10 protein-coding genes are annotated in these 14,173 nt (G+C 41.3%); 5 read left to right on the top strand and 5 right to left on the bottom strand.

Annotated elements, in window-relative coordinates:
- Positions 1-67 precede the first annotated feature (67 nt).
- The 4 genes from IJ00_RS13530 (at position 68) to IJ00_RS13515 (ending at position 5,672) form a co-directional block, all read left to right on the top strand.
- Positions 68-976, top strand: a complete 909-nt coding sequence (locus tag IJ00_RS13530) for a molecular chaperone (RefSeq protein WP_035153831.1) — start codon at positions 68-70, stop codon at positions 974-976.
- A 288-nt stretch (positions 977-1,264) separates the two neighbouring features.
- Entirely contained in the window at positions 1,265-4,615 is a 3,351-nt protein-coding gene (locus tag IJ00_RS13525; RefSeq protein ID WP_238178338.1) for a carboxypeptidase regulatory-like domain-containing protein, read from the top strand.
- A 317-nt stretch (positions 4,616-4,932) separates the two neighbouring features.
- Positions 4,933-5,343: a XisH family protein gene (locus IJ00_RS13520; RefSeq protein WP_035153827.1), complete on the top strand. Its 411-nt coding sequence runs from the start codon at positions 4,933-4,935 to the stop codon at positions 5,341-5,343.
- Positions 5,334-5,672 (top strand): XisI protein, encoded by a 339-nt coding sequence (locus IJ00_RS13515; protein ID WP_035153825.1) that lies wholly within the window; start codon positions 5,334-5,336, stop codon positions 5,670-5,672. The genes IJ00_RS13520 and IJ00_RS13515 overlap by 10 nt, the downstream gene beginning before the upstream one ends.
- A 49-nt stretch (positions 5,673-5,721) precedes the next feature.
- Here the strand turns inward: IJ00_RS13515 and rsgA are convergent, their stop codons facing one another.
- The 5 genes from rsgA to grpE all read right to left on the bottom strand — a co-directional run bounded on the left by rsgA (position 5,722) and on the right by grpE (position 11,884).
- A complete protein-coding gene (gene rsgA / locus IJ00_RS13510; RefSeq protein ID WP_035153824.1) occupies positions 5,722-6,819 on the bottom strand; it encodes a small ribosomal subunit biogenesis GTPase RsgA in 1,098 nt (365 codons plus the stop codon).
- Positions 6,816-7,073, bottom strand: coding sequence for a sulfurtransferase TusA family protein (locus tag IJ00_RS13505; protein ID WP_035153822.1), 258 nt, complete (start codon positions 7,071-7,073; stop codon positions 6,816-6,818). The genes rsgA and IJ00_RS13505 overlap by 4 nt, the downstream gene beginning before the upstream one ends.
- A complete protein-coding gene (gene dnaJ, locus IJ00_RS13500) occupies positions 7,070-8,203 on the bottom strand; it encodes a molecular chaperone DnaJ (RefSeq protein WP_035153820.1) in 1,134 nt (377 codons plus the stop codon). Before dnaJ ends, IJ00_RS13505 begins: the two co-directional genes overlap by 4 nt.
- 712 nt (positions 8,204-8,915) lie before the next feature.
- Positions 8,916-10,874 (bottom strand): molecular chaperone DnaK, encoded by a 1,959-nt coding sequence (gene dnaK, locus IJ00_RS13495; protein ID WP_035153819.1) that lies wholly within the window; start codon positions 10,872-10,874, stop codon positions 8,916-8,918.
- 275 nt (positions 10,875-11,149) lie between these two features.
- Entirely contained in the window at positions 11,150-11,884 is a 735-nt protein-coding gene (gene grpE, locus IJ00_RS13490; protein ID WP_082127325.1) for a nucleotide exchange factor GrpE, read from the bottom strand.
- Positions 11,885-12,115: 231 nt separating this feature from the next.
- Between grpE and IJ00_RS13485 the strand changes: the two genes are divergently transcribed.
- On the top strand, positions 12,116-14,134 hold the full coding sequence (locus tag IJ00_RS13485) for a GspE/PulE family protein (RefSeq protein ID WP_035153815.1): 2,019 nt from the start codon (positions 12,116-12,118) through the stop codon (positions 14,132-14,134).
- Positions 14,135-14,173 lie beyond the last annotated feature (39 nt).

Genomic DNA, 14,173 nt, shown 5'->3' with positions numbered 1-14,173 from the left:
CATTACATCATGCAGAAGTAAATCGATGGGTTTTTAATTTACAAAATTAACTGATAGAGAAAAAGAAATGTCTAAAATTAACTTCCAAAGTATCTTTATTTCTCTCATAAGCTTACTCACTCTGGGCTTACCTAGCGTAAGTGCGATGGAGGTTTCTGTTAGCCCTCCCCGAGTAGAAGTTGAAATTAATGGGAAACAAACACGTACTAAACCCATTAAAATTATTAATCTCTCTAATGAGCCAGTAGACATTAAAGTATATGTTCGTAACTGGACAATGAATGAGAAAAATCAGCTACAGGAAGCATCTTCTGATGAACAATCCCTTGATCAGTCGATTGTATTTACTCCGGCGAAATTTACAATTCCTCCTCGGGGCAGTCAAATAATTCGCTTTGCTGTTCGTCCTAAGGTAAAACCTGTTCCTGGAGAAAGCCGTGCTGTATTGTTTGTAGAAGAAATACTACCCGAAAATAAAAAATCAGATAATATTCCAACTGTCGGACGTTTTGGTGTAGTTATTTATGGCTTTTCTGGAGAAATTAAACGTATTGCTAGCCTTAATTCTGCTACAGTCAGTTCACAAGGTAGCTCTATACAAGCATCATTTGATATCTTGAATTCTGGGAATGCTCATGTGCGGATGAAAGGACAGTACGCTATTTGGCAGGCAACGAAATACCCAGGAGCTAAGTCTACACAATCAATATCAAATCTAGGTAATGTCAAATCGAAATTACCAGCTAACATCCTAGAAGCAGGTAATTTTGAGCTACCACCTATACTTCCTAATCATCGTCGTCAATTATTGCTTGAAATAGCAAAAAAATTACCCCCTGGTAATTATATATTGGATATAAATGGTGATTTAAGTGGCAAGCAAATTGACCAAGGTATCCCATTTACAGTAAATAATTCACCAGTAACTTCTCCCAAAACAGGAAGATTTAAGGAGAGATTAAATAGAAACAAATAACATTGAGATTTGTTTTTTAAGTAATTTTTTCAAAATCTTGTATGGCTGGTCATTTTGTATGACTGAGACTTAAATTACGTTCATTGAAACAAACGTGACCAGCTTTTAATATCACTACCAAGACATAATAACTAATTAATTGAGTTATAGCTATCCAGAATATTCACTCAGGTTGACTTATAAAATTTGCAAAATTCAATCATTGATGCGACCAGAATAAATTAAGTTAATTTTTTGATAAAAATTATGCTCTACCTAGCAATACCTCCCGTCCCCCCCCCAATAGTCATGACTGTTAAGACTGAGCAAGATGTGCTGAGTCATGATGATGCCAAAAATCCCCAAAAAGTCAGTAACTGCCTTAACTCAGTAAATTCACAAAAGCCAGGTTTAGCTAATAATATTCTTCATAAGCTGTTAGCATCCTCTACTTTAGTGAAAGGCTATTCAGAAAATCAATCAACAGTAATTACTGAATGTAACTCTAATTCAATTAAATCTAATATTCAGCTTCCGAGAAAAAAATCCGAAATAGTTGACAAATTACTGCTAGCAAAAAATAATAACCCTCATATTACTGAAAATAAAAGTAATTCCTCTGATAATGGCAATAATGAAACTGCCGAAAATGCCACTTCCGAAACCGTTGCATCTACAGTAACAGCAGATAAAAATAATCCGAATCAAAATATTAGCTCTGATCAAGCGAATAATCAGTTAAGTTATAACAGGGTTCAAGATACTAACCCAATTAATAATATTCTTGCGACTGTACAACAATTAATTAGCGCATCTTTATATGCATCCTTAAATAGAACTGTCACAGATATTACACCAACAGATACATCACAGTCTAGCAATAGGGAAAGTACAGAGAATAGTAATAATTCTTCCCCTCAAGAAATTGCCTCTCTCAACCTGAATACAAACAAAATTCTGGCATTGGTACAAGAATTCGTACAAATGTCAATATCCGCATCATTAAATAGTAATATCCCAAATAGCATTGATAATAATACTTCCGTAAATACAGATAATACAAACAATTCACAAAAACTAGCCGCAGCTAATAATTCTAATACTACAGAGAAAACTCCTACTGATTCTAGTGTTCCCAAACCAACACTGGAGCTTGCGAGAAGACCTGATGACCCATTTTTGGTAGGTATTTTAATTAACGGCAGAGAAGTTGGGACAATAGATATTATTCAGAATGGAAATATTCTTTTATTACCAATTGATAGCTTTGCTGATATTGCAAATTTAACCTTTGAAGTCAAGGGTGAAGGGTATCAAGTTGTCACTCCCTTAGGGAATGTACAAATCTCTGAAAATGAGATACAAGAAAAAAATGGTATTAAATATATTAGTAATGTCATTTTAGCCGAAAAACTTAAAATTAAAGTTGAATTAAATACAGCAGATTTAACCTTATTAACTGACCTGCCATGGAGAGCAGGAACTAGACAAAATATATCAAGCGCTAGTCAATTAAAACCAGATTTCCTACCTCCTGGTACTGGTATTTCTAATTTTCGTCAGGAATTAAGTGTTTCTCGTAGTAGTGGTAGTACTGACTGGAGTAGTTCAACCCTAGTTGGTGGCAGATTATTTGATTGGTCCTATCAGTTACGTTTAAACAATAATTTTGTTAACGAGCCAGATTTATCAGAATATTATTTATATAAGCGTAGTGGAGCCTTTCAATATCAACTGGGACGGCAGAATTTAGCATTACATCCGCTACTAAATGGGATGAGTTTTACCGGATTTCAAGTAGGTTATACAAATCTGCCAGCAAATAATTTATACAGTAGTTATGGAGCCAATGAATTAATACCGAGACGTTCACAGCCAATACAAACTTTTCGAGGACAAGCACCAGCAGCAAGTATTGTGCAATTGCGAGTATCCGGTGTGATTATTGCACAACAACAGGTAGGGTTTAACGGTCAATACGAGTTTTTAGATGTCAATTTACCTGTTGGTCAAAATAATGAGATTGAAGTACTGATTTTTGACCGGAGTAACTTACGAGTTCCAGCACAAATTCGCTCTGTAAGAATCAATGCTTCTGATTTATTATTGCCTTCTGGTGGAAATGTGCAGCTTGGTGGTGTTGGTTTTAGTGGAAATTTAGTACAGAATAACTTGCTAGGTAACGCGAACTCTGATTATGACGGTAAGTTAACTGGTTTTTATCAAATCCGTCAGGGTTTAAGTAAGAACTTGACTCTAGAAGCAGGTGTACAAGCTGTTCCTGATACACTACAAACTCAAGCAGGTTTTATTTGGCGATTAGCAAATCCCTTAGTTTTATCAGCAAATATTGGTAGTTCTAATGGTGAATTAGGCTACTCTGCGGATTTAGATTTCCAGTTAGACCGTTTAGATATTACTGCTAATTCCCAAGAATTACCTGAAGGATATCAACCTCAAAGAAAGAATGGGAGATTATCAAATCACAGTTTAGAAGTAGGATATCGCTTTAATAATAGTTTCAATTTAGGTTTTATTGCTCGCAGTCGGCAAGATGAATCAGAGAGCGTTAATTATGTGTTGCCGACATTTTATGCTCGACCTTTTTCAAGCTTATCTTTGAGTGGTAGACCTGATTTATATGGACGTTACTTACTCAATGCATTTTATCAGCCAAATAATGCGACTCGGTTGACTTTTAACACTTTTGGCGATAATTATATTTCTGATTTAAGTTATAAATTTGGTCGTGATTATCAGTTATCACTGGGTAATGAATTTGGTGGTAACGCTGCTGCGCGTTATTCTCTGAGTTTTGGACGGACACCTAATAGTCTGCGAGAGTTAAGTTGGAATTTAGGACTTGCTGTCAGTGATGGGGAAATTGGACCGATCGCGGGTGCAAGTATGCAAGTATTACCCGGTTTATTTGCCAGAATTGACTATCAAGGTATCCCTTCGCGAACTAGAGGTTTCATGGGTGGATTTGGAGACGATCGCCTAACTCTATCCTTAGTATCAGATTTATCCTTCGCTGGTGGTAGGGTTACTCCATCTAGTAATTCTGGTATCAGTAAAGATAGGGGAGCGATCGCCGGACGATTGAAGCTCGAAGGTAGTAAGGAAAAGTTTGACTTGAGTGGTTCTAATATCCAAGTTTTCAATAATCGTAACCAAAATATTGGTTCTACCCGCACTGATTCCCAAGGCAATTTCTACTTGGGTAATTTACCAGAAGGTGTTTACTCCATTCAGGTGGAACCGGATGAGTTACCAGTAGAATTGTCAGTAATGAAAACTTCGGCAGTAGCAAAAGTTGCTAGTTCCGCAGTCACTAATGTAGACTTTGCAGTCCGTCCAGAATTCGGTGTTGCGGGACGTGTCACCGACGTATCTGGTCAAGCCGTACCTCAAGTTAGAGTAGAATTACTCAATGGGGTTGGTTCTAGGGTCTTATCTGCGGTGACTGACCAGTTTGGTTTGTATCGTCTGGATGGCGTTCCTGTAGGGAAGTATACCCTACGAGTATCCCCTCTTGATGCTCTCAATTCCCGTGACACATTGCCCAAACTTCCCATTGAAATTCGTAACGAGTTTGTCTACGAACAAAATTTGAAATTACCCATTTCCGCAGCAGCAAAACAAAAAGTTGGGAAATAGGATGTAACAGGAAGACAAGTGATCGCTTATTAACCGCAAATCTATAGACTTTCATCAATGCATGGTGAATCCCCCAACTTCTTCAAACTCTTCTATGAATAAGGTGGGGAATTTTTACGCAGTTTTGTGGGAAATTACGGAAAATTATTTCTATGAGGTTACAGAGGCGATCGCGACAATATTCAAGTCCTTAGACTGATGATTTTTAGCATATTTTCAGAAATAACTACACAACAAACCTTTAAAATTGGAAGTGTGGTAAATATTGTGTATTATCTACTTTGAACTAGGCTAGTTGTTAAAAATAGCAAATTCCTATGGCAAAAGATAGATTTCATAATGTTGTCAGAAATTCTCTAGAAAAAGAAGGCTGGCAAATTACAGATGACCCCTATGAAATTAATGTAGATGATGTCGATTTTGAGATTGATTTAGCCGCAGAACAACTTTTAGGTGCAGAACGGGAGGGAGAAAAAATAGCGGTAGAAATTAAAAGTTTTATTAGTCCATCGAATGTTTCCGAATTTCATACTGCCTTGGGACAATTTTTAAATTATCGAGATGCCTTAGAGAAAATTGAACCCGAACGTTTACTTTATTTAGCTGTAAGATTGCCTATTTATCAAACTTTTTTTCAACGAAAATTTATTATATCAGCAGTTGAAAAATATCAATTACGATTGATGATTTACGATGTAGAGCAGGAGGTTATAAGCCAATGGCTGTAGAACAATATCGGCAATATATCAAACATCTGCTTTCCGCAAGGCAGAAGCGAGCTTCCATGTCACGAAAATACGAAGAGTATGAAGTGCAAACAATTTTTGACGAGCAACAAGACCATTATCAATTACTTTATGTCGGTTGGAGAGAAAATAAACGAGATTTTGGTTGCATTTTACATCTTGATATTAAAGATGGGAAAATTTGGATTCAACATGATGGTACTGAAGTGGGAATTGCTAATCAATTAGTAGAAATGGGAGTACCCAAACAAGATATCATTTTGGCATTTCACGAACCCTACATACGACAATTTACAGAGTTTGGCAGTTAAACAATCAAATCACAATATTGTGCTATGGCGATCGCACCTCTGATTTAACCTATTCCTCACTCTCTTGATAAATTTGTTCTAATTCCTGTAACTGGGTACGTCGGGACTTTTGCCGATACTTCTTACTTTCTAATTTCGGTTCGTAATAGGTTTTACCTTTACCTTTGGTTTTGGCTTTCAGGGTAGATTCTGGATCTGCTTGCTGATGTAAGTGGTTTTTATGGGCGATCGCCTCTTCTAGAAAGACTAAATAATGCTCGTAACGCTCCCAATCTCCCCGCACTCCACATTCTGGCTCGTCTCTGTGTAAACAGTCACTAAATTTACAATTGCCTGTAGCTAATTTTGCCCGTGCTTCGGGAAACAAACTCGCCAAATCCTCAGGGTGGCAATCTAAATCTGGCTGATTAAAACCGGGAGTATCTGCCAACAAACCCCCATGGGGTAACTCGAATAACTGGACATGGCGAGTTGTATGGCGACCCCGTGCCAACTTTCCAGAAACCTCACCCACACGCAGATTGATATTCGGTACAATGGCATTAATTAAGCTGGATTTACCCACACCAGAAGCCCCAGCAAGTACGGTGATTTTACCATTTAGGGCTTGGGAGAGGTTTTCAATACCTAAGCTCTTATAGACACTAATAAACAGGGGTTGATAACCCCAAGCTCCCAGGCGATCGCTGATATGAATTTGCTCTTGGGGAGAAATCAAGTCACTTTTATTCAAACATAGCAGCACATCCAAGCCCGTGGATTCAGCCTTGACTAAAAAACGACTGAGTTGATAGGGTTCCAAGGGAGGGTCAGCCACCGCAAACACCAAGAGAATTTGGTTTACATTGGCGATCGCTGGACGGTCAAGTTCACTAGTACGGGGTAAAACCTCCGCGATCGCTCCCCGTCCCCCCGTCCAGTCTGGTTCTTCAATCACCACGCGATCGCCCACCATCACCTGCTGCCCAATTTTCTTCAAACGAGTCCGTCGGGTACACAGAAGAGTTGAGCTACCTAAGGAAAATTTTTGGGCATCACTTCCCGAATTGGGGGTAGAAATATCCTCCAATTGCACCTGATAAAAATTTGCCTGCACGGCTACAACCGTACCGCATAAATCCCCAGTAGATGAGAGATGCTCCATCATGCAGTCGCTGTCGGACAACGTACTAAAAGGGAAAAATAACCATTACAGTCAGTAATTCCCTCCACTTGATAACCAGCCAAGGTCAAACTGTCAGGAACCTGCTCAATTGGTTCCCCAGGATCGAGCCAAACTTCCAACAGATGACCTGGAGTCATTTGCGTCAAACGTAATTTTGTCCGGACAAAATTAATGGGACAGGGAGTACCGCGCAAATCTAACTGAGCGTCAGGGGTAGAAACAGGAGATAAATTCATCGTTGTTGGAAGAAATTACCTAAAAACCCCTCAAGACCACCCTTACCAGTGCGATCGCCCTTAATCTTTGCCAACTTCTCTAACAATTCCCTCTCCTCTGGTGTCACCTTCGTCGGAATATCAATAGACACGGTAATCATATGGTCTCCTCGACTCACAGGATTACCTAAACGTGGTACACCACGATTTTCTAATTTCATCACCGTATTCGGCTGAGTTCCTGGCGGAATAATCATTTCCACCGCCCCATCCACCGTATTTACCTCCAAGCGGCAACCCAGAATCGCTTGTAAATAACTAACTTGAATTTCCGAGAGAATATTAATTCCATCCCGGTGAAACTCTTCGTCCTCATTCACAAACAAGTAAACATACAAATCCCCCGCAGGACCACTTCTTTGACCCGCATCACCCTCACCGGATATGCGTAATCTTGTGCCATTATCCACACCCGCAGGAATAGTTATTTTCAACTTCTTCGTCACTTGATTGGCACCCTTGCCATCACAAGCGTCACACTTATCCTCAATTACCATTCCCGTACCATTACAGGTAGGACAGGTAGAAACCTGAGTAAAGCTACCAAAAGGTGTTCTTGTTACCCGCCGTACTTGCCCAGAACCACTACAAGTGGAACAAGTCCGAGGACGAGTACCGGGTTTTGCCCCCGTACCACTACAAACTTCACAGGTTTCTAGGTGAGAAATCCGAATTTCCTTCTCTCCACCAAATACCGCTTCCCTAAAATCTAGTTTCAGGTCTAAGCGCAGGTCATCACCCCTGACAGGACCACTGCGTCGCCTTTGGGTCTGATTGCCCATTCCCCCAGCAAAACCACTAAAAATGCTCTCAAAGATATCGGCAAAACCGCCCATATCACCCATATCTTGAAATCCAGCCGCACCTGCACCCGATACCCCTTGTTCTCCAAAACGGTCATAACGGGCACGGGTTTCCGGCTCTGACAGTACCTCATAGGCACGGTTAATTTCCTTAAAACGCTCCTCTGCTCCCGGTTCTTTATTCACATCTGGGTGATACTTCCGGGCAAGGCGGCGGTAAGCGCTTTTGAGTTCGTCTTTGTCGGCGTCACGGGAGACACCCAGAATTTCATAGAAGTCACGAGCCATATAACAGAAGGTGAAGTTAAAAGGTAGAAAGCGAAATTGAGAATACAGAAACTTATACGGTATGAAGTCTTAGGGACGGGGGATATGTCTGATATCTATTTCCCCCTATCCTTAGCTGTAGAGGATGCTAGACAATACAGCAACAGCAGTTTTTTCAGACATAAGGCAGAAGTTAAATTTTGTTAATAGTAAATTTTACCTTTTACCTTTTACAAAAATCACCAGTAGAACATCATCATCAGACATTTTTCTGTGAAACACGTCAAAAGGACTGGAGCATGATGCTACTTCCATAATGGATAGAGCCGGAATCAGAAAGAATTCCTCTAACCTGGTTTCTATCAGCTAACCTCTAGCAGGAGTTAGGCAGCTTTGAACCACTCCTGAATCAATTAACAATAAAAATACATCGATTTACCTTGGACTATAGTAGCCCAAAATCTTTTATCCAAAATTGTACAAGGCTATGCCTTTTACAATTGTGCTATCTTCTTGGGAAAAACTCCGCCCATAAATTAGAGGGGCTAGCCGCACCTTTTAGGTGTGGAAAACCCCCCATGAATGAGAAGATGCATCTATAAAGAATCAGGCAGATTTTGCTCAGTTCAAGATATGGATTTGATACAGCAGTCACCAGATAGGTTGGGAGATGAACTCATCATCAAATCACACCAAAAGGGGCTGCCAATATTTTCCTACCCCTGTCAGATATCTAATCTATGGTCTCATAGTCGGTCTGTAAGGTATTATCCTCATCAAAATCAAAATTGAATTGAGGTGTAAAATCCTCACCGGCGGGTTCAGGGGTTTCAGAAGTAAAGAAATTCTCTCCCGTTTCTTCTATTTCTGTACCAGGCATATGGGAACGGTTATAAACATCAGCACCAATGGCAAATAAAGCCTGTTGAAACTCATCTAAACGCTGCTTGAAATCGCCCGTAGAAACACTAGTATCGGTCATTGCTGCTTGTAACAATGATAATTTTTCCTCTGCTAGGAGTTTCATTTGGTCACTGATTAACTCCCCATTATCTTTGAGGGTGGCATCATAGCTAGATAAGAGATTTTCCGCTTGGTTTCGCAGTCCCACCAATTCCATACGTTTTTTGTCTTCTTCTGCGAAGGCTTCTGCCTCTTGGCGCATCCGCTCGACTTCGTTGCTGCTCAAACCTCCAGTATTCGTAATCCGGATACTTTGCTCCCTGCCGGTGCCTTTATCCTGTGCCGAGACTTTGAGAATACCATTGACATCAATTTCAAAGGCAACTTCAATTTGTGGCACCCCACGAGGCGCAGGGGGAATACCTGCTAGGAGGAATTTACCGAGACTTTTGTTATCTCGTGCCATTGCCCGCTCCCCTTGGAGAACATGGATTTCCACGGAGGTTTGCCCATCAACGGCAGTGGAAAATACCTGAGATTTGCTTGTGGGAATAGTGGTATTGCGTTCAATGATTTTGGTAAACACCTCACCCAGGGTTTCGATACCTAAAGATAAGGGAGTCACATCCAACAACAGGAGGTTATCAACTTCCCCACCCAGGACACCTGCTTGAATTGCTGCACCCAGGGCAACTGCCTCATCTGGGTTAACTGAGCGGTCAGGAGCCTTGCCATTAAAGAATTTCATTAAGGCATTTTGGACTGCGGGAATGCGTGTGGAACCCCCAACCAGAAGAATTTTATCGATATCTTGGGGCTTCAGGTCGGCATCCTTGAGAGCCTGTACCATTGGTTCGATAGTCGCTTCAATCAGACGACTAGCCAGTTCTTCAAACTTGGAACGGGTAAGTTCCATTTCCAGGTGTTTTGGTCCGGTGGCATCTGCGGTGATGAAGGGTAAATTAATGGAAGTACTCCCCATGGTGGAGAGTTCAATTTTTGCCTTCTCCGCAGCTTCCCGTAGGCGTTGCAGTGCCATTTTGTCCTGAGCAAGGTCGATTTTTTCCTGTTGCTGGAAATTTTCAATCATCCAACAAACAATACAGTTATCAAAATCATCCCCACCCAGATGGTTGTTACCGCAGGTAGCTTTGACTTCAAACACACCATCCCCTAATTGCAGGATTGATACGTCAAAAGTACCACCACCTAAGTCGAATACAAGAATTAATTGTTCTTGGTCTTGCTTATCTAAACCGAAGGCAAGAGCGGCGGCGGTAGGTTCGTTGATGATTCGTAAGACTTCTAGTCCGGCAATTGTTCCTGCATCTTTTGTCGCTTGTCTTTGAGCATCAGTAAAGTAGGCTGGAACAGTGATTACGGCTTTATCAACGGTTTCACCGAGGAAATTTTCCGCGTCCTGCTTCATTTTTTGCAGGATCATGGCAGAGATTTCTTGGGGTGTATAGTTTTTGCCACGAATTTGCACATCGACGGTATCATCTCTACCCTTGACACAGCCATAGGGTACACGGGAACGTTCAATTTCCGTATCTTCCCAGCGACGACCGATAAATCTTTTGATACTGTAAACTGTATTTTCGGCATTTGTGACCGCCTGCCGTTTTGCCAATGGACCGACTAAGCGATCGCCACCTTTGCCAAAACCAACGATGCTGGGGGTAGTTCTACCGCCTTCTGAGTTAGCAATAACAATTGGTTGACCACCTTCTAAAACTGCGACACAACTATTGGTAGTGCCTAAATCGATCCCAATAACTTTTCCCATGATTATCGGTATTTTTACTGAGTTATTCTTTAAATTTTTACGTTTTTCAGAGGAAAGTTTCTGGGACTATTGTCACGAGAAACCGTCCTCCGATTTAGCTCTGAGGATTACTCAAAACTGAGAACTGGGTAACGCGGAATATCTCTGTTGGTGTTTTGGGATGGATGCTTGCTAACCGTTCAAGACAGTTGTGGTCAATAGTTATTGGTCATTAGTCTATGCATCCTTGAGCCTTTGCTTCACGACGCTAGAAAAATGACAAAAGCCCAGTGCTTTTAACTTTCGGCTGGAGGAGATTGAGTTTCCTCGGAAGGTGATGATTCTTCCTTCGGTGCAGCAACTTTGACCATAGCATGACGTAGCACGCGATCGCCCAGAAAATAACCGCGTACTAACTCTTCTAACACTGTTCCTTCTGGATATTCATCCGTAGGTTCCCGCATTACTGCTTCATGCAGGTTAGGATCGAACTCCTGACCCTCTGGACGCATGGGGGATACACCAACACGTTTTAAACAATCTACAAGTTGTTTATAAACTCCTTGGTAACTCTTATGGATTCCCATTTCCCCATCATTCTGGGGTTTAATTTGCGATCGCGCTCGCTCAAAGTTATCTACTACCGGTAATAACTCGATAATAGTATTCCGCTTGATTTGAGACTCTAAGTCTTCCTTTTCCTTCTGAGTCCGTTTCCGGTAATTCTCGAAATCAGCAGCCATCCGTGTGTATTGATTGCTGCGTTCTTCTAACTGAGCTTTGAGAGACTCAATTTGTTGAGTCATTGACCCGACAACAGCAGCATCAACACCTGCTGGAGACGGAGTTTCCACATTTGCAGTTGATGAATCTGTTGTTGTGCTATTTGTGGATGTGACTGCTTCAGTCACCTCGGTGTTAGGTTCGTTGGGATTCATGGATACTGGGGAGTCACTATTCATCGTTTGCTTAACCTCTGTTGCTTCGCCCTTGCCTGCATCGGCATTGTGTACCTGTTTATCTTCGTCCATCATTATGTACTCATCCCAGACTTGTTACGACATTTTGCCAACATAATTGACCATTAAAAACTAAAAATATTTAGAAGAATCAGGTTTGTGAGGATATGTTGCCTAAGTCTTAAAAATATCTCGGTTCTAACAAAAACAGCTGGATCAGATTTTTTCTATGGGTTATGTCAATTCTGAGTGTGAAGTTGGGAATACTCAAACAAAGAGGTTTTCGCTACTAATAGCTGATATATGACATACTCGTCACCACAACGGCGCAGCACAGCTCTCACCACAAGAACAGAGTTTTCGCCTTTCGGAAATAAACTTGTGCAGTCAGGTTTTGTCAATGGCGACCAGATGCGGCAAGCTCTGATTGAAAGTCGCAAATCTGGCAGACCTTTAACGGAAGTACTTGAATCGATATCGGGGCGGCAATTATCACCGGAATTACTGAGACAATATAAAAAACAACAATTATTTGAACTTAAAATACTATACGGCGTTGAGTCATTAGATCCGGAAGTGAGAGCCATCGGTGACACAGTAGTGGGTAATCTAATTGACACTTTGATTCCCGTAGATATCTGTCGTCGTCATCGCTTGGTTCCCCTAGCAAAACACGAAGACCAAAACCCCCCTTCAGTGCTAGTAGCGATGGTAGATCCAGATAACCTGGAGGCTTCTGATGATTTGAATCGCATACTACGTCCTCAAGGTTGGTCTTTACAACGAATGGTAATCACTCAGGAGGATTATCAACAGTTAATTAATCAGTATCTGGATGAATTAGCTGTCAAACAAAAGCACATCGACCAGGAAAAATTTACAGATATTAATCAAGATTTAGAAAATCTAGATAACCTAAATCTTGAGGATGCTCCGGAGGAATCAGAAGCAGATTTAGGTTCTGCGATGAAGGGTGCAGAGGATGCTCCTGTAATTAATCTGGTGAATCGCATCCTGGCAAAAGCATTACACGAAAAAGTATCGGATATTCACATTGAACCACAGGAAGAAAGTCTCCGGATTCGTTTTCGCAAGGATGGGGTACTCAGGGAAGCATTCCCATCTCTACCGAAAAAGATTATCCCGGCGGTGACAGCGCGGTTTAAGATTATTTCTAACTTGGATATTGCCGAACGTCGCTTACCCCAGGATGGCAGAATCCGTCGGATGTTTGAAGGACGGAAGGTAGATTTTCGTGTTAACACCTTACCTAGTCGTTATGGGGAAAAGGTTGTATTACGGATTCTGGATAACTCTGCAACTCAACTAGGACTAGATAAGTTAATTACTGACCCAGAAACCCTGAGTATCGTCCAAGAAATGGTCAGTCGTCCCTTCGGCTTAATTCTGGTGACAGGTCCGACTGGTTCTGGTAAAACAACTTCACTTTACTCTGCCCTATCTGAACGCAACGACCCAGGAATTAATATTAGTACGGTAGAAGACCCAATTGAGTATAGTTTGCCCGGTATTACCCAGGTACAAGTAATTCGCGAGAAGGGGTTAGATTTTGCCAATGCACTACGGGCATTTTTGCGGCAGGATCCTGACGTGCTACTGGTGGGTGAAACACGGGATAAGGAGACAGCCAAAACAGCTATTGAAGCTGCATTGACAGGTCACTTAGTTCTCACAACTCTACATACCAATGATGCACCGGGGGCGATCGCTCGTCTCGGTGAAATGGGTATCGAACCTTTTATGGTGTCTAGTTCTCTGATTGGTGTACTTGCACAACGTCTAGTCCGTCGTGTTTGTCCTGACTGTCGTATTCCCTATACTCCCACGCCAGAAGAACTTGCCCGTTATGGTCTAACTACTTCCACAGAAGATGTTGGTCTGACTTTTTATAAAGCTAACACTTTGAGTACGGAGCAAATTCACGAGGCAAAAGTCAGTGGTGGTCACATTTGTCCTACCTGTAATGGTGTTGGTTATAAGGGACGTAGTGGTGTCTATGAAGTGATGCGCGTCTCGGAAAATATCCAAACCCTGATCAATGAAGAAGCACCTACTGAACGTATTAAGGAAGTAGCTGTGGAAGAAGGGATGAAAACCCTCTTAGCATACAGTTTGGATTTGGTTAGACAAGGTGCAACCACTTTAGAAGAAGTTGATCGTGTCACCTTCACTGATACAGGTTTGGAAGCAGAACTTAAAGCTAAACGCAAGAGCGGTTTGACTTGTCGGACTTGCCATGCAGAATTGAAACCCGAATGGTTAGATTGCCCTTACTGCATGACATCAAGATTTCAAGATTAGTCTCACAAAATTTCATTATTGACACTACTTGAGATTGCT

This window comes from Calothrix sp. 336/3 (assembly GCF_000734895.2).
Taxonomy (GTDB): domain Bacteria; phylum Cyanobacteriota; class Cyanobacteriia; order Cyanobacteriales; family Nostocaceae; genus 336-3.
This window is presented reverse-complemented; position numbering and strand designations above follow the sequence as displayed.